This window comes from Rhodococcus sp. 1163 (genome assembly GCF_002091985.1).
Lineage (GTDB): Bacteria > Actinomycetota > Actinomycetes > Mycobacteriales > Mycobacteriaceae > Rhodococcoides.
On the sequence record NZ_MKKX01000018.1, the window covers coordinates 106,659 to 125,221 of the forward strand.

At 63.1% G+C, this 18,563-nt stretch carries 20 protein-coding genes; 6 read left to right on the plus strand and 14 right to left on the minus strand.

Translation table 11 applies throughout. The annotated features are described in order from the left end of the window. Positions 1–65: 65 nt before the first annotated feature. The 5 genes from BJD99_RS06650 to BJD99_RS06670 are packed head-to-tail and all read right to left on the minus strand — an operon-like array spanning position 66 to position 5,195. Entirely contained in the window at positions 66–1,841 is a 1,776-nt protein-coding gene (locus tag BJD99_RS06650) for a long-chain-acyl-CoA synthetase (RefSeq protein ID WP_084346354.1), read from the minus strand. Between the two features lie 57 nt (positions 1,842–1,898). Next, on the minus strand, positions 1,899–2,453 hold the full coding sequence (locus BJD99_RS06655; protein ID WP_084346028.1) for a TIGR00730 family Rossman fold protein: 555 nt from the start codon (positions 2,451–2,453) through the stop codon (positions 1,899–1,901). Then, positions 2,450–3,187, minus strand: coding sequence for a TIGR00730 family Rossman fold protein (locus BJD99_RS06660; protein ID WP_084346029.1), 738 nt, complete (start codon positions 3,185–3,187; stop codon positions 2,450–2,452). The genes BJD99_RS06655 and BJD99_RS06660 overlap by 4 nt, the downstream gene beginning before the upstream one ends. Positions 3,188–3,229: 42 nt before the next feature. After that, positions 3,230–4,327, minus strand: coding sequence for a succinyl-diaminopimelate desuccinylase (dapE, locus tag BJD99_RS06665; protein ID WP_084346030.1), 1,098 nt, complete (start codon positions 4,325–4,327; stop codon positions 3,230–3,232). Positions 4,328–4,373: 46 nt separating this feature from the next. Beyond that, positions 4,374–5,195, minus strand: coding sequence for an SMP-30/gluconolactonase/LRE family protein (locus BJD99_RS06670; RefSeq protein WP_373270521.1), 822 nt, complete (start codon positions 5,193–5,195; stop codon positions 4,374–4,376). A 195-nt stretch (positions 5,196–5,390) separates the two neighbouring features. Between BJD99_RS06670 and dapD the strand changes: the two genes are divergently transcribed. Beyond that, positions 5,391–6,344, plus strand: coding sequence for a 2,3,4,5-tetrahydropyridine-2,6-dicarboxylate N-succinyltransferase (dapD, locus tag BJD99_RS06675; protein WP_084346032.1), 954 nt, complete (start codon positions 5,391–5,393; stop codon positions 6,342–6,344). Here the strand turns inward: dapD and BJD99_RS06680 are convergent. After that, positions 6,341–6,793 carry a 6,7-dimethyl-8-ribityllumazine synthase gene (locus BJD99_RS06680; RefSeq protein ID WP_084346033.1) on the minus strand — a complete coding sequence of 151 codons (453 nt, stop codon included), beginning with the start codon at positions 6,791–6,793 and terminating at the stop codon, positions 6,341–6,343. The genes dapD and BJD99_RS06680 overlap by 4 nt on opposite strands. Positions 6,794–6,804: 11 nt before the next feature. Continuing rightward, positions 6,805–7,224: a DUF1810 domain-containing protein gene (locus BJD99_RS06685; RefSeq protein ID WP_084346034.1), complete on the minus strand. Its 420-nt coding sequence runs from the start codon at positions 7,222–7,224 to the stop codon at positions 6,805–6,807. A gap of 152 nt (positions 7,225–7,376) precedes the next feature. Between BJD99_RS06685 and BJD99_RS06690 the strand changes: the two genes are divergently transcribed. Next, positions 7,377–7,967, plus strand: coding sequence for a CHAP domain-containing protein (locus BJD99_RS06690; RefSeq protein ID WP_256895554.1), 591 nt, complete (start codon positions 7,377–7,379; stop codon positions 7,965–7,967). Positions 7,968–7,972: 5 nt separating this feature from the next. On the opposite strand, the gene BJD99_RS06695 is transcribed toward BJD99_RS06690, so the two are convergent. Beyond that, positions 7,973–9,388, minus strand: coding sequence for an acyl-CoA synthetase (locus BJD99_RS06695; protein ID WP_084346036.1), 1,416 nt, complete (start codon positions 9,386–9,388; stop codon positions 7,973–7,975). A gap of 2 nt (positions 9,389–9,390) precedes the next feature. Between BJD99_RS06695 and BJD99_RS06700 the strand changes: the two genes are divergently transcribed. Next, positions 9,391–9,786, plus strand: coding sequence for a hypothetical protein (locus tag BJD99_RS06700; RefSeq protein WP_084346037.1), 396 nt, complete (start codon positions 9,391–9,393; stop codon positions 9,784–9,786). A gap of 33 nt (positions 9,787–9,819) precedes the next feature. Here the strand turns inward: BJD99_RS06700 and BJD99_RS06705 are convergent, their stop codons facing one another. The 5 genes from BJD99_RS06705 to BJD99_RS06725 all read right to left on the minus strand — a co-directional run bounded on the left by BJD99_RS06705 (position 9,820) and on the right by BJD99_RS06725 (position 15,369). Further along, positions 9,820–10,437 carry a LysE family translocator gene (locus BJD99_RS06705; protein ID WP_084346355.1) on the minus strand — a complete coding sequence of 206 codons (618 nt, stop codon included), beginning with the start codon at positions 10,435–10,437 and terminating at the stop codon, positions 9,820–9,822. Positions 10,438–10,490: 53 nt separating this feature from the next. Continuing rightward, the gene (dapC, locus tag BJD99_RS06710; protein WP_084346038.1) at positions 10,491–11,594 is read right to left on the minus strand and encodes a succinyldiaminopimelate transaminase; all 1,104 of its coding nucleotides are present in this window, start codon (positions 11,592–11,594) and stop codon (positions 10,491–10,493) included. A gap of 2 nt (positions 11,595–11,596) precedes the next feature. Continuing rightward, the gene (gene fdxA, locus BJD99_RS06715) at positions 11,597–11,920 is read right to left on the minus strand and encodes a ferredoxin (RefSeq protein WP_084346039.1); all 324 of its coding nucleotides are present in this window, start codon (positions 11,918–11,920) and stop codon (positions 11,597–11,599) included. 132 nt (positions 11,921–12,052) lie between these two features. Continuing rightward, positions 12,053–12,802: a hypothetical protein gene (locus BJD99_RS06720; RefSeq protein WP_084346040.1), complete on the minus strand. Its 750-nt coding sequence runs from the start codon at positions 12,800–12,802 to the stop codon at positions 12,053–12,055. Positions 12,803–12,804: 2 nt separating this feature from the next. Then, positions 12,805–15,369 carry a bifunctional FO biosynthesis protein CofGH gene (locus BJD99_RS06725; RefSeq protein WP_084346356.1) on the minus strand — a complete coding sequence of 855 codons (2,565 nt, stop codon included), beginning with the start codon at positions 15,367–15,369 and terminating at the stop codon, positions 12,805–12,807. A 102-nt stretch (positions 15,370–15,471) separates the two neighbouring features. Between BJD99_RS06725 and BJD99_RS06730 the strand changes: the two genes are divergently transcribed. The 3 genes from BJD99_RS06730 to BJD99_RS06740 all read left to right on the plus strand — a co-directional run bounded on the left by BJD99_RS06730 (position 15,472) and on the right by BJD99_RS06740 (position 18,178). Next, entirely contained in the window at positions 15,472–15,960 is a 489-nt protein-coding gene (locus BJD99_RS06730) for a PH domain-containing protein (RefSeq protein WP_084346041.1), read from the plus strand. 62 nt (positions 15,961–16,022) lie between these two features. After that, on the plus strand, positions 16,023–17,453 hold the full coding sequence (locus BJD99_RS06735) for a PH domain-containing protein (RefSeq protein ID WP_084346357.1): 1,431 nt from the start codon (positions 16,023–16,025) through the stop codon (positions 17,451–17,453). Further along, a complete protein-coding gene (locus BJD99_RS06740; RefSeq protein WP_084346042.1) occupies positions 17,441–18,178 on the plus strand; it encodes a uracil-DNA glycosylase in 738 nt (245 codons plus the stop codon). Before BJD99_RS06735 ends, BJD99_RS06740 begins: the two co-directional genes overlap by 13 nt. Here BJD99_RS06740 and BJD99_RS06745 read toward each other — a convergent pair. After that, positions 18,105–18,557 carry a hypothetical protein gene (locus BJD99_RS06745; protein WP_084346043.1) on the minus strand — a complete coding sequence of 151 codons (453 nt, stop codon included), beginning with the start codon at positions 18,555–18,557 and terminating at the stop codon, positions 18,105–18,107. The genes BJD99_RS06740 and BJD99_RS06745 overlap by 74 nt on opposite strands. Positions 18,558–18,563: the final 6 nt, after the last annotated feature.

An 18,563-nucleotide genomic window follows, 5' to 3' on the forward strand; every position in this document is an offset into this window, starting at 1 on the left:
CGGGCTGGTCGAGAAGATCGATTCGGCCAGTGGCTGGAAGTCACACTGACCGCTTCGCTTCTTCCCTAACCCCTGGGGGCCTTGCCTGCAGCTACCTCGTCGACGTATCCGTCGTACGCCTTGTCGTACCCACCCGACTTGCCGCGGAGTACGTACAACTCGGCCTCGGGGTCGTCGCCGTAGCCGAGTTTGCGCAGGGCAACCTTCTGGCTCTTGAACGTCGAGGTCTGCTCGAGACTGTCCACGACACGGACGAACAGCGGAACCGCGTACGAGGGCAGTTTGTCGTAGAGATGCTCGGCGACCGATTTTCCATCGAAGCTCTCACCGTCACGCAACGTCACCGCAGCCATACCTGCCTTGCCGTCGGTTCCTTCGATGTCGACGCCGTACACGACCACACCGTCCACCGATGGGTGTCCGCCGAGCGCGCCCTCGACCTGCGTCGTGGCGACGTTCTCTCCCTTCCACCGGAAAGTGTCACCGAGTCGGTCGATGAACGCGACGTGCATCCAACCCTGATGCCGGACCAGGTCGCCGGTGTCGAACCAGCAGTCTCCATTTTTGAAACCGTCTCGAACGAGCTTCTTCTCCGTCGCCTTCTCGTCCGAGTAGCCGTCGAACGGCGCGCGGTCGGTGACCTTGGACAGCAAAAGACCTACCTCGCCGCTTCCGACCTTGCGAAGCCGGCCGTTGCTTCCGCGCTTCGCCTCGCCCGACTCCTCGTCGTATTCGACGACGGCATACGGCAGCGGGCAGATGCCTGCAGTCTTCTTCATGTTCAATGCGTTGATGAACGCGATGTTGCATTCGCTGGCGCCGTAGAACTCCGCAACTCGCGAGATTCCGAAACGCTCGGTGAACTCTTCCCAGATCTCGGGGCGTAAGCCGTTGCCTACGACGAGCTCGATCGTGTTGTCTCGGTCGTCCGGCCGCTTCTCCTGGGTCAGCAGGTAGCGGCACAATTCGCCGATGTAGGTGAACGCGGTCGCCTTGTTGACCTTGACGTCTTCCCAGAAGTTGCTGACCGAGAACTGTTTACCGATGGCCATCGCCGCACCGCCGGCGAGCACCGACGACAGCGTCACCGTCAGCGCATTGTTGTGATAGAGCGGCAGGCAGCAGTAGATGACGTCGTCTTCGCGCAGCCGCACACCCATGTTGCCCAGCCCGGACATCGACTTGAGCCAGCGGAAATGGCTCATCAAACTTGCCTTCGGCAGGCCGGTGGTGCCGGAGGTGAAAATGTAGAAGGCATTCTCTTTGGCCTGGATCTGCGCAGTCACCGAAGGGTTGTCCGCGCTGGCATCCGCCGCGAGTTCGGCAAGCTCGCGCATCGGCAGAACTACGCCCGCCTCGGGAGCGTCGTCCAAGGAATCGAGCGCTTCCTGAGCGTTCTCGTCGAGGACCAGTACGGTCGCCGACAGGATGCCGAGGCTGTGTTCGAGGACGTTGCCCCGCTGGTTGTAATTCAGCATTCCGGCGGTAGCGCCGAGCTTGACGGCAGCGAGCGCCGCGAAAAGCGCCTCCGGCCTGTTCTTGCTGAGCACACCGACCACGTCGCCGCGCTTTACGCCCAGGTCGGTGAACACGTGGGCATACCGATTGACCATCGCGTTGGCCTCGGCGTACGACACCGATTCACCTTCGAATCGCACGAACGGTCGGTCTCCGCGCTTGGCAGCGGCATCCTGGAACACCAGGCCGATCGAGGCCTTGTGATGAGGTTTGCGAGTAAAGCCCAAGACACCGCGCAGCATGCTCGGCACCTCCGTCACCATTTTCGGCAACGCGACCGCGAGGTCGGTCAGTCCAATCTTCTGACGGGCATCGACAGCCATGTACTCCCCTTCGAGCGATGTGATCCCCATTACCTTACTCCAGAGTAACCTTTGGTTTCATCGAGGAGAACAGGCGGCGAGCGCATCGGCGACGGTGGCTGTCCTGATCAGCTTGTCCAGTGCCCGCTGTTGGACGAAGCCCGTCGAGGACAGCCCGTCGAGCCACTGCAACAGGCCCGCGTAATGGTCCGTTGGATCCAGTAGCACCACGGGCTTGTCGTGCATGCCCAGATACCCGGCCGTCCAGGTCTCGAACAGTTCCTCCAGCGTTCCGATGCCGCCGGGTAGCGCGATGAACGCGTCGGCCCGGTCTTCCATGATCTTCTTGCGCTCACGCATGGTGTCGGTGACGATCAATTCATCGGCGTCGACGTCGGCGACCTCTCGATGAACGAGAGCTTTCGGGATGACACCGACTGTGAAAGCGCCTGCAGCACGGGCCGATTCGGCTACCGCCCCCATCATCGAGACGTTTCCGCCACCGGAGACCAACTGCCATCCCCGTTGGCCGATCGCGGTGCCGAGTTCGCGGGCCAGCTCGAGAAACGACGAATCCACCGGCCCCGATGCGCAGTAGACGCACACCCTGTTGATTACGACAGCTTCGCTCACTCCGACTCTCCGCAAACACTGCTCACGATCAGCACTGCTTCCTCGACGCTGTCGGTACAACGAATCAAGTCCAGGTCCGCCGGGGAAACCTTGCCTTGCGCGACCAGGGTGTCCTTGATCCAGCTGATGAGACCGGACCAGAATTCGGTGCCGATCAGGACGATCGGAAAGCGCGTCACCTTGCCCGTCTGCACCAAGGTGAGAGCCTCGAACAACTCGTCGAGAGTGCCGAAACCGCCTGGGAGACAAATGAATGCCTGGGAGTACTTCACGAACATCGTCTTCCGGACGAAAAAGTACCGAAAGTCGATACCCAGATCTACCCAATCGTTGAGGCCCTGCTCGAAGGGCAGCTCGATGCCGAGCCCGATCGAGTAGCCGTCGACGCTACTCGCACCGCGGTTCGCAGCTTCCATGATTCCAGGGCCGCCGCCGGTGATGACCGCGAATCCCGCTACCGCCAAAGCACTTCCGAGCTCGCGGGCAGACTTGTACTCATCGTGATCACGCGGGGTTCGAGCCGAACCGAACACCGAGACCGCCCTCGGCACCTCGGCGAGAGCGCCGAAACCCTCCACGAACTCACTCTGAATCCGCAGCACCCGCCACGTGTCGGTGTGATTCCAGTTTCCCGTCCCGCGCTGATCGAGCAACCGCTGATCAGAGGTCGACGACTCGGTGTTGCGTCCGCGACGCAACGTCACCGGTCCCTTGTGTCTCGCTGGCGTCTCCATGTTTTACAGGCTATCCGGCCCACAGGCGATCGGAACCACAGGTCATCCAGCGGTGAGGTATCCCCGCAGGACAGCCGTGACGTTCGTGATCTGCTCGGTGGGCACTCGCTCGTCGCGCTTGTGCGCCAAGTTCGGGTCTCCGGGACCGTAGTTGACCGCCGGGATACCGAGCGCCGAGAACCGCGACACGTCGGTCCAGCCGTACTTGGCGCGAAATCGGCCACCGGCCGCTTCGATCAGCGCCGCAGCAGCAGGCGCGGCGAGTCCAGGCAACGCACCGGGTGAAGAATCGGTGACCTCGAATCCGAGATCGAGACCGTCGACGACGTCACGGACATGCTCGATCGCTTGCTCGACACTCCGATCGGGGGCGAAGCGAAAGTTCACATCCAGCTCGGCTGCGTCGGGGACGACATTGCCGGCCACGCCACCGGAGATACGGACAGCCTGCAGACCTTCGCGGTACAAGCAGCCATCGATGTCCACCTCTCGTGCGCTGTATGCAGCCAACCTGTTGAGTACAGCACCGAACTTGTGAATTGCATTGTCCCCCAGCCATGATCGCGCACTGTGCGCTCTCGTCCCACCCGCTGAAAGCCGCACTCGCAGCGTGCCCTGGCAGCCCGCCTCGATGAATCCACCGGACGGCTCACCAAGAATCGCCACGTCGGCCGCCAGCCACTCCGGCAGCTCACGTTCGATCCGGCCCAGGCCGTTGAGCGCCGCATCGATCTCTTCACAGTCGTAGAACACCAGCGTGATGTCGTGCGCAGGGTCGTCGATGGTGGCGGCGAGATGAAGAAAGACAGCGTCGCCCGACTTCATGTCGACCGTGCCACAACCATGCAGGACATCGCCCTCGACACTGTCGCGTTCACGTCTGCTCGGCACATTGTCGGCAATAGGGACGGTATCGAGGTGACCGGCGAGCATCACTCGACTGGGAAGCCCACGATCGGTGCGCGCAAGAACCGCATTACCGCTCCGGATGATCTCGAATCCGACAGTCTGTTCACGCAGCGCGGCCTCCACCGCATCGGCGATCACCGACTCTTCCCGCGAAACACTGGGTATGTCCACCAGCGCCGCTGTCAGATCGATGGGGTCGGAATGCAGATTCAAAGCCGGGTGCGAACTCACCGTACGAGACTACTTCCAGCTCATTCCGCAGCCATAACTCGCGCCACTAATCTGCGCCACCCGGAATTTCGTACACCGCGCCATCGAATCCTGCCCGAAACAGCTTTCCAGCGGAGAAACCCTGTTCACCACGGCCATAGATCAGAACACTCGACAACGGAATGCCACTGCCGAGGACGCAGTACTGCCCGGGTGCATCGATGCGAACTACTTGCCCGCGGGCGTTGAGCGGGACGACGGGGCGGCCTGCGGAATCGAGTGTCAGACCGTCCGGTGCGCTCAGTGCATCGAGACCGGAGAAGTCTAGGATGCTCTCCGGCCTCGATGGATCGGCGACAGGGATTCGGCTCACGCCGGAGTTCACGAACGTCCGAGACACATACAGGTACTCACCCGCAGGATCGAGCACGGCGCCGTTTGCACTGGGGAACCTTGCCCACTCGGAATTCACCGATCCGTCGGGGCGAACCTGCCCGATGAGTCCACCGAAATCGTTGGTCGCATATACAGTCCCATCGCCGGCGACCGCGAGGCCGTTGGCGGCACTCAAACCAGTCGCGAACGGGCTGAGCTCGAGCGTATCGATGTTCAACCGAACGATGCCCGCAGCCTTGATGAGATCGCCGACGAAGACGCGGGGATCGGCGCCGTACCCGACGAGCAAGGTGCCGTCCGGCATCCAGCCAAGGGCGCCACCGCCGCCGCTGGGCACCGTCGCGATGGGATACGCAGCCTGACCCGGCGCATCGATCCGGTAGACCCGGCCAGTGACGATGTCGGTCGTGTAGAGCCTGCCCTGCCCGTCGACCGCCAGCCCTTCGAGAGCCGACCCGTCGATCTGGGCGACCTTCACCGGCGGTGCGCTCACCGCAGCACACTCAGGCGCCGCGGACGCCGTCGGCGCCTGCAAGACCGTTGTTCCTCCTGCGATCAATACGGCCGCTACAGCACCCGTGCCCCACCGTCGGAATTGCGCCCCCAAAGTCATGAATCATGTTTAGCACGCACGCCCGTCGCCGTCGCACTTCTGTCTTCGACGACGCACGCCGTATCCTCGGTACCTGTGAGCGCACAGGGAGCATCAGCAATAGGCATTGCCAACATCACCACCAGCGGAGTCGTCCTCGACACCTGGTACCCCAGCCCCGAGCTGGGCGGTAACGGGCCCGTCGGCACCACGCGGCTCGAGGGGTCTGACATCCCCGCCGAGTTCGCCGCCCTCGTCGGCCCGGACGAGGCCCGCGGAGTCGACGTCGTCGCCGTCCGAACGACCATCGCCTCGCTCGATGACGCACCGATCGACGCGCACGACGTCTACTTGCGCCTGCATCTGCTCTCGCATCGTCTCGTTCAGCCGCACGGGCTCAGCTTGGACGGCCAGTTCGGCTTTCTTGCCAACGTCGTATGGACCAACTTCGGACCGGCAGCGGTCGACGGTTTCGAGACAGTCCGCACTCGCCTACGCGCGCGCGGCCACGTCACGGTTCTCAGCATCGACAAGTTCCCCCGTCTCGTCGACTACGTCGCGCCGTCCGGTGTCCGGATCGCCGACGCCGATCGGGTCCGTCTGGGCGCGCATCTGGCAAGCGGAACGACGGTCATGCACGAGGGATTCGTCAACTTCAACGCCGGCACGCTCGGCAATTCGATGGTCGAGGGCCGAATCTCGGCCGGAGTCGTCGTCGGTGATGGCTCCGACGTCGGCGGTGGCGCGTCGATCATGGGCACACTGTCCGGCGGCGGCAAGAACGTCATCTCGGTCGGCGAGCGTTGCCTACTCGGTGCCAACTCCGGACTCGGCATTTCCCTCGGCGACGACTGTGTTGTCGAGGCGGGCCTCTACATCACCGCGGGAACGAAGGTGACCGGCCCTGACGGCACCGTCGTGAAGGCTGCGACGCTCAACGGAAACAGCAATCTGCTGTTCCGTCGAAACTCGGTATCCGGTGCCGTCGAGGTCGTGCCGTGGAAGGGCACCGGCGTCGAACTGAACGCCGCGCTACACGCCAACGACTAGATGGTTCCAAGGGAGTCGAGGGTCGTCACCACTGCGTGTGCCGCCTCGATTCCCTTACGCTCCAGATGCGCGGTGAAGAACGCGGCGTGATCGGCGTGCTCGTGAAAGTGGTGGGGCGTCAGCACTACGGAGAACACGGGTACGTCGGTGTCCAGCTGGACTCGCATCAGGCCGTCGATGACCGCCGATTCGACGAATTCGTGCCGATAGATTCCGCCGTCCACGACGAGTGCGGCGGCCACGATTGCCGAGTACTTCCCCGTGCGTGCCAGACGCTGGGCGTGCAATGGAATCTCGAAAGCGCCTGGAACCGCGAACTGGACGACCGAAGCTTCCGGATAGCCCTGCGCCACCAACTCGGAAACGAATCCCTGGCGCGCACGGTCGACTATCTCGCTGTGCCACGTCGCTTGGATGAAGGCGATGGATCCCAGTTGCTCGTTCGTCATGAAAGATGATGTTAGTCGTCGAGCAGATCGATAGTTCGCTCGTCCGGTTTACCGTCGTAGTACTTCTGTAATACCTCGCCGAAAATCGGACTACCAGGGTCGACTTCGGCGAACAAGGTCATCGACGACTGTAGCTTCAGATCGTCCGGATATCCGAAAATGTCGGCGGCGGTCCCGTCGGCGATCTTCGCCACCATCGCGGCGGCCTTGCGCAGTCGAGGTCCCAGCACTTCGTGCGAGAGGTACATCTGCGCTTCCACGCGGTCTGCGATACCGAAATGCTGAGCCGTCGCGCTCCGTCCGAGCCCAGCGAGTTGTGGGAAAACGAACCACATCCAATGGGTACTTTTGCGGCCGGTTTTCAGTTCGGCGCGGACGGTGTCCCACACCGGATCCTGCGCGTCTACGAATCGCTGTAGGTCGTATTCCATCAAGAGCCTTCCGAAGAATTTGGCCGAAACAGCTTCGTCGCGGGGCCGACAGTAGCAGCGCTGCCTGCGCACTCATCCAACTCGAAGGCCGATACACTCCGCAAATGGGAAATGACGGGGTCGACACTGCGCCCGTGCGAGCACAATCGGGGATTACTTCACCGTCCCCGCGCACGAGCCGTCGAAAGTGGGGGTGGGTCGCCGGCGTCCTTGCCGCCACCGTGTTGTTGGCAGCGGGCGTGTTGTGGTTGGCGCCGAGTAGATACTTGCCGTGGGACACCACTGCTTTTCCCGACGTCGATGCTTCGGCTCTCTCTTCGGAGCAGGCCGAGGTCGTCGAACTTCTCCGCACCGAACACACCCGACAGAACCCGGGAACGTTCTACTCCGATGGTGCCGAAGAAGCGTGGTGCGCAAACTTCGTCAGCTGGATCATGCGTGAGGCAGGACAGCCGCTGAGCAATCCGAATTCCGGTGGCTGGCGGATCCCCGGTGTATACACGCTGACCGAGTATTACCAAGACGAGGGCAGATTCGAACCGAAGGGATATATCCCGGCGGTCGGGGACGTCGTGCTCTACGACAACAGCAGTTGGATCGGTCAGCACACCAACATCGTCGTGGCGATCGACGGAAACACAGCCACCACGGTGGGGGGCAACGAACTCGGAAAGATCCGCGTACATACCGTCGACGTATCCGAGGATTCGGCCGTCGTCGGCTTCGGTCGTCTCGTCGAATAGCCCGCTCAGCCGAGCTGCTTTTTCTGAACCTTGCCCATCGCGTTGCGTGGCAATGAATCTACGACGCGAATCTCCCTCGGCCGCTTGTGAATCGAGAGTTCGTTTGCGACGAGATCGATGAGAGCCGACGGTTCGACGCCGGTACCGACGACGAATGCGACGATGCGCTGACCGAGGTCGTCATCCGGAAGCCCCACGACGGCGACCTCGTCGACGCTCGGGTCACCCAGCAGAACGGTCTCGATCTCACCGGCACCGACGCGATAGCCGCCGGTCTTGATCAGATCGGTGGATGCGCGTCCGACGATGCGATGGAATCCGTCCGGACCGATGACGGCTACGTCGCCGGTGTCGAACCACCCGTCCTCGGTGAAGACCTTCGCCGTCGCCTCCGGGTTGTTCAGGTAGCCGGCGAACAGCATCGGACCGTGTACCTGCAGCGCTCCGATCGACTCGCCGTCGTGTGGGAGCGCCTCCCCCGCCTCGCTCACGATTCGCGTTTCGACGCCATCGACCGGCAGTCCCACGGAGCCGGGCCTACGTTCCCCGTCGGCGCGGGTACTGATGGTGATCAGTGTTTCGCTCATGCCGTAACGCTCGATAGGCGCCTGGCCGGTCAGTTCCTTCAGTTTCTCGAACACCGGTACGGGGAGCGGAGCACTACCGGAGACGAGCAGACGGGCGTGCGCGAGGGCTCTCGCGGACGTCTCGTCGGCGGCGATGCGGGACCACACCGTCGGGACACCGAAATACAGCGTCCCTTTCGCGGCGGCATACAACTCGGGAGTCGGCTTACCGGTGTGCACGAGCGGACTTCCGACGCGCAGCGGACCCAGCATTCCGAGGAGCAGTCCGTGGACATGGAACAGCGGAAGTCCGTGCACCACAGTGTCCCGAGATGTCCAAGCCCATGCCTGCGCTACCGCGTCGATGCCGGCCGCGATCGCTTCCCTCGACAACAGGACGCCTTTCGGCGGGCCGGTCGTACCGGAGGTGTAAAGAATGAAAGCGATGGACGACGGGTGTGGATCGGGGTAGCTGTGCCAGGACCTGGCGTGCTGCCGAACCGGCAGGACCTCGAGGCCCGCCGTGTCTTCGGGCGCTTCGCCGAGCCATGCCTGTGCACCGGAGTCGCGCAGCATGTGTTCGCGTTCGGCATGCCCGGCATCGGGCGGGATCGGCACCACGGTCACACCTGCAATCAGCGCGCCGACTACGGCAAGCACAGTCTTGACGCTGGGAGTCGCCAGAACTGCCAGGCGTTCCGCCCGCGAGATCCGCTCGGCGACCGATGTCGCGGCGCCGAGAATGTCGCCGCGGGAGAGGGAGACACCGCCGATCGTCACAGCGTCGGCAATATCGTGTCCGCGAGCGACGGCGAGTGGATTCAATGATCGGAGCAGCACATGGTTACCGTACATACATGGATGCCGACGGAATCGACACCGGTGACTACGCCGAGTACATGACGGTGCCCGCCGGAGACCTGCAGCCCGGGGTCTATTTGATCGGAACCGATGCCGACCAGGAAATCGCTGACGAGGAAGATCTGGACGACGACCTGGACAACGAGGACGACATCGAGGTCGCGCACATCAGCGACGGAGCCCCTCGGCTGGTCTATTCGGTGCAGTCCGACGACTTCTGGACACGCGTGGAACTCGCAGACCTACGGGCCGCACAGATCTACGAGGAAGCAAATGCACGCAACCCGTCGGTCAATGCCGCGCCCAAGCGGTTCACCACGGTCGAGGCTTTCGGTAGCAATGAACTGGTCTACATCCTCCGCATCAGGCGCGGTGGTTGGGACATCGCCTGACCCACGCTCGAACTCGGTGAAAGCACCTGTGCCCTACACCGAGGACGCGACTGTGCCGATGCCGAGGGCCGCGAGGATTCCTGCACTGATGCGATCGAGCCAGTCGGTCACCTTCGGTCGCCGCAGCAGCACCACGGCACGCGAGGCCACAACCGAGAAGACGCCCATGACCAGCGCGGCGACCACCACTTCCACGACTCCGAGCGTCATGGCTCCGGCGAAGGTGACCACGGTCAGGAACTGGGGAACGACAGCGAGATAGAACAGCCCGACTTTGGGATTGAGTGCGCACGAGAGGACACCGGCACCGAAGGCGGACCGAGCCGAGGCCACAACCGGCACCATCGGTTCACCGTCGACCTTCGTCTTCCGGCGCGCCATGAATGCACGTACCCCGAGGTACAGCAGGTACAGGCCACCGAGGATCTTGATTATTCGGTACACGGTCGCAGACTGCTCGACGATGGCTGCAAGTCCGACGGCAACCAGCACTGCCCAGAACAAGCCACCGAGCGCGACGCCCATGGCAGCAGCAATTCCGGGTCGCTGCCCTCCGATGCTGTATCGAAGCACGAGAAACGAATCCGGTCCAGGAAGGATCGCCAGTAGGAAGCACACCCCTGCAAAGCTGAGCAACATACTGACGGTCATGAACTGAATGGAAACACCCAGGCCGGACAACGTGCAAACGGATACTCGCGAACCTAGGCCGTCAAACGCTCCGCGGCAGTCCGGATGCGCTCGTCGGTGGCGGTCAGCGCGATACGGACGTGCTGAGATCCGCGAGGTCCGTAGAACTCACCCGGTGCGGCAAGGATGCCTCGCTCGGCGAGCCAATCGATGGTGTCCCGGCAGGGTTCCCCGCGGGTGGCCCAGAGATACAGCCCGGCTTCGGAGTGATCTATTTCGAACCCGGCTGCTTCGACGGCGGAGAGCAGTGTGGTGCGACGGGCACGGTAGCGCTCACGCTGGATGTTCTCGTGCTCGTCGTCGGATAGTGCCGCGGTCATCGCAGCCTGGATCGGCAACGGCATGATCATTCCTGCGTGTTTGCGGACTTCGAGCAGTTCGGTGACCAATTTCTGGTCGCCGACGACGAAGCCGGCGCGATAGCTCGCGAGATTGGATGTCTTGGAAAGTGAGTGCACGGCAAGGAGATTGGTATGGTCGCCGTCGCTGACACGGGGGTCGAGGATCGAGAGCGCCTCGCCTTCCCAGGTCAGGCCGAGGTAGCACTCGTCGGAGACGACCACGGCGTCGCGCTCACGGGCCCACGAGACCACTTTGCGGAGGTGCTCGAGGCCGAGCACCTTGCCGCTCGGGTTCGCAGGAGAGTTCACGAATACGAGCGACGCGCGCTCGGGCCCGAGTCGATTCAAGCCGTCGGCACGAATGATGCGCGTACCTGCAAGGAGGGCTCCGACTTCGTAAGTCGGGTAGGCCAGTTCGGGGATGACCACGAGGTCGCCGTTACCGAGACCGAGAAGGCTCGGTAACCAGACGATCATTTCCTTGGTGCCGATGGCAGGCAGAACGGCGTCGACACTGATCCCCGTTACGCCGTACCGCCGCGCAAGCGCAGCGACTGCTGCTTCACGCAACGCAAGCGTGCCGACGGTCATCGGGTAACCAGGTATATCGGATACCGATGCCAGCGCTGCACGAATGATCGGTGCAACCGGGTCGACTGGGGTGCCTACCGACAGATCCACGATCCCATCCGGGTGCGACTGCGCCTTGTCTTTCGCGGCAGTCAGTGAGTCCCAGGGGAAGTTGGGCAGGCCGGACGCGACGGAGATACGCGCCAATGTCAGCTCTCACCCATGGGAGGCAAAGCCTTGATGAACGGTGGGTCGAAATCGGTCTTGCCCAGCTTCGCGGCCCCACCGGGTGAACCCAGATCGTCGAAGAAATCGACGTTCGCGCTCACGTAACCACTCCACTGCTCCGGAACGTCGTCCTCGTAGAAGATCGCCTCGACGGGGCAGACCGGTTCGCATGCACCACAGTCGACGCACTCGTCGGGGTGGATGTACAGCATGCGGCCACCTTCGTAAATGCAGTCCACCGGGCATTCTTCGATGCATGCCTTGTCGAGTACATCCACGCACGGTTCCGCAATCGTGTACGTCACTGCTGGTCTCCCTCCCTTTCCAGTAAATCGGCACCGAAGCGTTGTTCACTGCTTGCAGTGCCCTGAGAATCCTAGTATCGCGTCGTAGATTTACGACAATCAGCGCAGGGTGTCCTCACTGTGACACTCGGATCATCCGAGAAGCCCCTTCGAGCCTACGTGGCTCGGACTTTCGGCGTTCGCATGAACCCATCCGAGCCCCTGCTTGGCAGCCCGGGACAGCGCCCCACGCTCCCCGACGTAGCTTGCCACGCCACCGACCAGCGGAATCGCGGAGAGCACACGGTAGATTCCACGGCTGTGCGGACGCTTGGCCAACTCGCTCGAGACGTCCCTGAGCACAGCAGCGACATCCCACATCGCATGCAGTAGCGCAAAGGGCCCGCATTCGCGGCGGGGCGCGGGTGACGTGTCGGGCTCGGAGCCGTCGAGGTCGACCTCACGGCCGCACAGCACGGACGCGAGCATGCTCACGTGTGCCGACCGGTCCGTCACGCCGTTCTCTCTGCCGACGGCAACGAGAACCATCGCCTGATTCGCGAAGCCGAGCAAATCCTGCAACGGCAGCCTGTTGACCAGTACACCGAAGACGCTGGGGAACGCGACGGCCACGGTGTTGAGGGCGCCGATCCGCGCAACCCACCAGTGCGAGCGGGCCTGCGCATCGAGCTCGAGCCATGCTGCGGTCCCGGGGAAGTCGGTGGCGTTCAGGGTCTTCGCCAACGTGTCGAGCACGGTGTCGATGGCGGTGTCTTCGGCGGTCGGTGTTCGAAACGTTCTCGCCTTCAGGCCTACCGGATCACGTTCGGCGAGGATGTCGAGAACAGGGTCGATGATGGCCACGGCCCGATCGAGGGCCGTGACGACTGTGCGATCGTCCATGCTCAGACGAGTCCGACCGCGGGGAACTTGTCGACGAGACCATACGTCGTCGTGCGTTCACGAGCAGGACGACCGATCCCGTTGGCAATCTCGTGGAGCTCGGCGACGGTCTTCTCCGATCCGTTCTGGCTTCCCGCCATCCGCGAGATGGTCTCCTCCATCAACGTGCCGCCGAGGTCGTTCGCGCCCCCGTTGAGCATCGCCTGAGTGCCGGTGATACCGAGCTTGACCCACGAAGTCTGAATGCTGTCGATACGTCCGTGCAGCATGATTCGCGCCAATGCATGCACTGCTCGGTTGTCACGGTTGGTCGGGCCGGGGCGCGACGCTCCGGCGAGATACAGCGGCGAGGACTGGTGCACGAACGGAAGTGGCACGAACTCGGTGAATCCACCTGTCTTGTCCTGAATTCCCTTGAGCACGTTCATATGACCGACCCAATGCGACGGATTGTCGACATGGCCGTACATCATCGTCGAGCTCGATCGCAGGCCTACTTCGTGGGCGGTGGTGACAACTTCGATCCACTCTGCGGCAGGCAACTTGCCCTTCGTCAACACCCAGCGGACCTCGTCGTCGAGGATCTCGGCCGCAGTACCGGGAATGGTATCCAGTCCCGCGGCACGAAGCTCGACGAGCCAATCGCGAATCGACTGTCCACCTCGCGAAGCCCCGTTGACGATCTCCATCGGAGAGAACGCATGGACGTGCATCGACGGCACCCGTGCTTTCACTGCGCGCACCAGGTCCGCGTAACCGGTGACCGGCAGTTCCGGGTCGATACCGCCCTGCATGCAGACCTCGGTTGCACCGAGCGCGTGTGCCTCCCAGGCGCGGTCCGCCACTTCGGCCGTGGACAGCGTGAACGCATCGGCGTCACCCTTGCGCTGCGCGAAAGCACAGAACCGGCAGCCGGTGTAGCAGATGTTGGTGAAGTTGATGTTCCGGTTGACGACGTAGGTGACGGTCTCGCCGTTGACCTGCCTGCGTAGGTCGTCGGCGAGGGCTGCGACGGCGTCCATTCCGGTCCCCTCGGCCGTCGCGAGCGCCAGGTACTGCTCGTCGGACAGACCCGCGGGATCCTTCTCGGCCGCTCGAAGCGCGGCCACCAGATCCCTGTCGACGCGTTCGAGGCCTGCCAGATCGCGCACTTGCTCCCGGATGGACTCCCAATCCCCGAATGCGTTGTCCAGGTCGCTACGTGTTTCGGTGTTGCGCCCCACGGTGTCGATCTCGGTGTTCAGATCCACTCGGCCCGAGGACACCCACTCCTCGTCCGGCTCCTGCCACGGAAGCCCCGTCGGGAGGACGCCGTCCCGCGCCATGCCGGTCTTCGGATCTGCCAGTGCATTCACGTGCGCGGAGATACGCGGATCGATCCATGGCGCGCCCGCGAGAACGTACTGCGGTTGCGCTGCCGTGCGTTCGGTCAGCGTGTATCCGGCGGCTTCGGACAGCTCGGCCAAGGTGTCGAGATTCGGCCATGGCCGTTCCGGGTTCACGTGATCCGGAGTCAGCGGAGAGACGCCACCCCAGTCGTCGACGCCAGCACCGAGCAACGCCGCGGTCTCTTCGACGGCGACGAGGTTCGGTGGTGCTTGAATACGCATCGACGGACCGAGCAGCACGCGCGTGACCGCGATGGTTGCGAGGAATTCCTCCATGCCTGCGTCGGGCGTATCTCGCATCACGGTGTCGTTCTTGGCGAGGAAGTTCTGCACGATGATCTCTTGCACATGACCGAAGGCCTTGTGCACCTTGCGAATAGCCATGATCGACTCGGCGCGATCGCGGATGGTTTCTCCGATTCCGACGAGGATGCCGGTGGTGAACGGGATGTTGAGGCGTCCTGCATCGGTCAGCGTTCGTAGCCGAACCTCGGGATCCTTGTCCGGGCTGCCGTAGTGAGCCTGACCTTTTTCCTCGAACAGTCGGCGGGAGGTCGTCTCGAGCATCATTCCCATCGACGGTGCGACGGGCTTGAGGCGAGAGAGTTCCTGCCAGCTCATGACTCCAGGATTGAGGTGAGGAAGCAATCCGGTTTCTTCGAGAACTCGGATCGACATGGCCCGGACGTAGTCCAACGTGGAGTCGTAACCACGGGAATCGAGCCACTCCTTGGCCTCGGGCCAGCGATCTTCCGGCCGGTCTCCGAGGGTGAACAGTGCTTCTTTGCATCCCAATTCCGCGCCTTTGCGCGCAACCTCGATGATCTCGTCGGGATCCATGAACAGTCCGTGGCCCTCGGCGCGCAACTTCCCCGGCACCGTCACGAACGTGCAGTAATGGCATTTGTCGCGGCACAGGCGAGTGATCGGGATGAACACCTTGCGCGAATACGAGACCGTCTTGGGGCGGCCCGCCGACTCGAGACCCGCATCCCGCACCCGCGACGCCGAAGTGCAGAGGTCCACCAGGTCGTCACCGCGTGCGTGCAGCAGCACCGTGGCTTCGTCGACGTTGAGCGATACCCCGTCGCGGGCGCGCCGTAGAACGCGACGCATTGCGGAGGGGGCGGGGACCTTTTCTGGTTCGGGAGCAGCGGCGGTTACAGGATCAGGCAGCATGGTCACCCGTCGATCATGCGCCACCGACGGGTCGGCGTGCCACCGGCGGTGGTCGGGCGGGGCAGGAGTGGAGCCTGCGGAACGACCAGATTAGATTGGGGCATGATCACAATGACCGATCCTGCGTGGCGTCCGAGTCCGCGTGCGCGGCAATTGTGGGCCATCAATGCGGTGTTGATGTGGGTTCCGCTGTTCATCGCCCAGCTCGTGTGGGCCGTGATCGACGGCAAGTGGACGACGTGGCCTCATGCGGCGGTGTTCGTCGTGTCGGTCGTGTTCGCTGCCGTTCATATCGTCGTCGTCCCGGTGTGGCGGTATCGCGTGCATCGTTGGGAGATCAGTGACACGGCGGTGTACACGCTGACCGGCTGGTTCGATCAGGAACGACGCATTGCACCGATCTCGCGGGTGCAGACGGTCGATACCGAGCGTGGGCCGATCGACCGCATGCTGGGTTTGTCCACGGTCACTGTCACCACTGCGTCCTCGGCGGGCGCGGTCAAGATCACGGCTTTGGACAAGGAGGTGGCTGATCGTACCGTCACTCAGCTCACCGAGATCGCGGGTAGAACGTTGGGCGACGCGACGTGAGCACCGACACCGAACTTCTGGTCGCCGAGGAGCAGCAACCGTGGCTGCGTCTGGACAAGCGGATGCTGTTGGTTCATCCGGTCAACGAGGCGGTCAAGGTCCTGCCGGTATTGTTCGTGTCTTTCGTGATCGGCAGTCGGAGTGGTAACCACCTGTGGGGTTTGATCATTGTGACCCTGGTGGTGCTGTTCGCGTTACTGCGCTGGTTCACCACCAGTTATCGGATCGGCCCGGTGCATGTGCAACTGCGCACCGGGGTGTTTCAGAAGAAGCTGCTGTCCGTGCCGCGCAGCCGAATTCGCTCGGTCGACGTCGAAGCGGGCGTCATGCATCGGCTTCTCGGTCTGTCGATCTTGCGGATCGGCACCGGGCAGCAGGCGGGTAAGGGTGAGAAATTCGAATTGAACGCCCTCGATTCGAGGGTGGTCCCCGCGTTGCGCGATCAGCTGTTGCACCGAGCCGAGCGGGGGCCCGATGCACTCAGGAAGGAGCCTCCCGCGGCAACCGAGATTGCGCACTGGAAGTCCGAGTGGGTCCGGTATGCACCGTTCTCGTTCACCGGTGTCGTGGCCATCGCGGCGGCGGTCGGGGTGCTCTTCCAATACGGATTCGGTGAGCGGGTCGCAAATTCTTCCCTCGTCTCCAGCAGTATCGACTCCGCGGAGCGTTTCGGTATCGCCCTGGTGATCGGCCTAGGACTGCTGATACTGCTGATCGTCGCCAGTCTCTTCGCATGCGCGCGCTACCTGATCGCGTACGGCAATCTGACCGTCACCGATGACGGCGCGCGCCTGCACGTCAACCACGGACTCCTCAAGACTCGTTCGACGACGCTCGACCGAAAACGCCTTCGTGGCACCTCACTGTCCGAACCTCTGCTGCTGCGGATCGCCAAAGGCGCGAAGCTCGACGCGATCATGACGGGTGTCAGCGCGGAGAAGAAGGAATCGTCACTGCTGTTACCGCAAGCACCCGCACGCGAAGCGCTCCGCATGATGACGGTGGTGCTCGGTGACGCCGGGCTGCACGAGAACGCGCAGAAACCGCTGACGCCGCACGGACCGGCAGCCAAACGTCGCAGATACACCCGAGCAGTGGTCCCCGTACTCGTTGTCGCTGCCGGGCTCGCGATCGCCGAAGCCCTCGGTGCTCCGATCCCGACAACCGTGTGGATTGTCATGGTGCTGGTGCTGCTCGGAGCGGTATTCGTCGCACAGGATCGATATCGAGGCCTCGGCCACGCAGTGTTGCCGGGCTGGTTGATCACCCGCCACGGTTCTCTCGACCGCACCCGGCACTCGCTCGAGGCCGCCGGGATCATCGGATGGACGGTCGAACAAACATTCTTCCAACGGCGCGCCGGTGTCGCGACAATCGTCGCGGCCACACCAGCAGGCGTCGGACACTACGAAGTTCTCGACATTCCCGCAGACCAGGCATGGACCCTCATCGAAGCCGTCACCCCCGGAGCCGGTGACAAATGGGCCCGCTGAACACTCCTGCTCCCCCCTGTCATTCCGCAGGCTCCACTCCTGCCACCATCGCCGAACTCGACCTGGCCGTCAGCGCCTGCCGAGCTTGCCCCAGGCTGGTCGCCTGGCGGGAGAAAGTAGCGACCGAGAAACGAGCCGCGTTTCGGGACGAAACCTACTGGGGCAAAGCGGTTCCAGGGTTCGGCCCCGCGGATGCGTCGGTTCTGATCGTCGGCCTCGCACCCGCCGCACACGGGGGTAATCGCACCGGGCGCATGTTCACCGGGGACCGCAGCGGTGACTTTCTCTACGCGGCACTGCATGCCGTTGGGCTTGCCAATCAGCCGACGGCCACTCACATCGGTGACGGCCTGACGCTGCGCGGGGTCAGAATCACTGCGCCGGTTCATTGCGCTCCACCGGACAACAAGCCGACCGTCACCGAGCGTGATCGTTGTCGCACGTGGCTCGACATCGAATTGAGCTTGCTGAAGCCGACACTGAAATCGGTGATCGTGCTCGGCGGATTCGGTTGGCAGGCCCTACTACCTGTGCTGGCAGCGAACGGTTGGGACATTCCCCGTCCACGCCCGAAATTCGGCCATGGCGTCGAGGTCGATCTGGGGTCGATCCGGTTGTTCGGCAGCTATCACGTCAGTCAGCAGAACACGTTCACCGGGCGGTTGACTCCGAAGATGATCGAGGATGTGCTGCAGGCGGCCGGCTCCCATGCGGGCCTGATGTGAGCGCCGTCAGCCTCCAGGTGAACAGCAGAACTCCGGACGGTGCAATACCTGCCACCAGCAACAATGCCGTCCGCCAATCGGAAAGCAACAGCACATCGCCGCCGGGGCCGCCGAACATGCAGATCAGCACTGCGACACCCCAAGCGATCAGCGGCGACGCGATGGCGAGGGGTCGTTCTGCCACTTTGCGCGCGGCGTAGAGAAGCATGACGTTGGCGATTCCCGCCAGCAGTGCGCTGACTGGAAAGGGCACCGGCCCGAGGTAGGCCGGGAGGAAGAATACGGACAGTACGCCGCAGAGAAAGCCGTCGAAAATCAGTACTGCGAGCGTTGTCCTCGATACGAGGACGACAGCATTGGATGCGGCCTTCGAGATCATGTTGCC

Excerpts from the sequence above, each read along its gene's own strand:
- BJD99_RS06650 (WP_084346354.1), bottom strand. The coding sequence starts at position 1,841 with ATGGCTGTCGATGCCCGTCAGAAGATTGGACTGACCGACCTCGCGGTC.
- BJD99_RS06660 (WP_084346029.1), bottom strand. The coding sequence starts at position 3,187 with ATGGAGACGCCAGCGAGACACAAGGGACCGGTGACGTTGCGTCGCGGA.
- BJD99_RS06680 (WP_084346033.1), bottom strand. The coding sequence starts at position 6,793 with ATGACGAACGAGCAACTGGGATCCATCGCCTTCATCCAAGCGACGTGG.
- BJD99_RS06685 (WP_084346034.1), bottom strand. The coding sequence starts at position 7,224 with ATGGAATACGACCTACAGCGATTCGTAGACGCGCAGGATCCGGTGTGG.
- BJD99_RS06695 (WP_084346036.1), bottom strand. The coding sequence starts at position 9,388 with ATGTACGGTAACCATGTGCTGCTCCGATCATTGAATCCACTCGCCGTC.
- BJD99_RS06700 (WP_084346037.1), top strand. The coding sequence starts at position 9,391 with ATGGATGCCGACGGAATCGACACCGGTGACTACGCCGAGTACATGACG.
- BJD99_RS06705 (WP_084346355.1), bottom strand. The coding sequence starts at position 10,437 with ATGACCGTCAGTATGTTGCTCAGCTTTGCAGGGGTGTGCTTCCTACTG.
- BJD99_RS06720 (WP_084346040.1), bottom strand. The coding sequence starts at position 12,802 with ATGGACGATCGCACAGTCGTCACGGCCCTCGATCGGGCCGTGGCCATC.
- BJD99_RS06725 (WP_084346356.1), bottom strand. The coding sequence starts at position 15,369 with ATGCTGCCTGATCCTGTAACCGCCGCTGCTCCCGAACCAGAAAAGGTC.
- BJD99_RS06730 (WP_084346041.1), top strand. The coding sequence starts at position 15,472 with ATGATCACAATGACCGATCCTGCGTGGCGTCCGAGTCCGCGTGCGCGG.
- BJD99_RS06735 (WP_084346357.1), top strand. The coding sequence starts at position 16,023 with ATGCTGTTGGTTCATCCGGTCAACGAGGCGGTCAAGGTCCTGCCGGTA.
- BJD99_RS06740 (WP_084346042.1), top strand. The coding sequence starts at position 17,441 with ATGGGCCCGCTGAACACTCCTGCTCCCCCCTGTCATTCCGCAGGCTCC.
- BJD99_RS06745 (WP_084346043.1), bottom strand. The coding sequence starts at position 18,557 with ATGATCTCGAAGGCCGCATCCAATGCTGTCGTCCTCGTATCGAGGACA.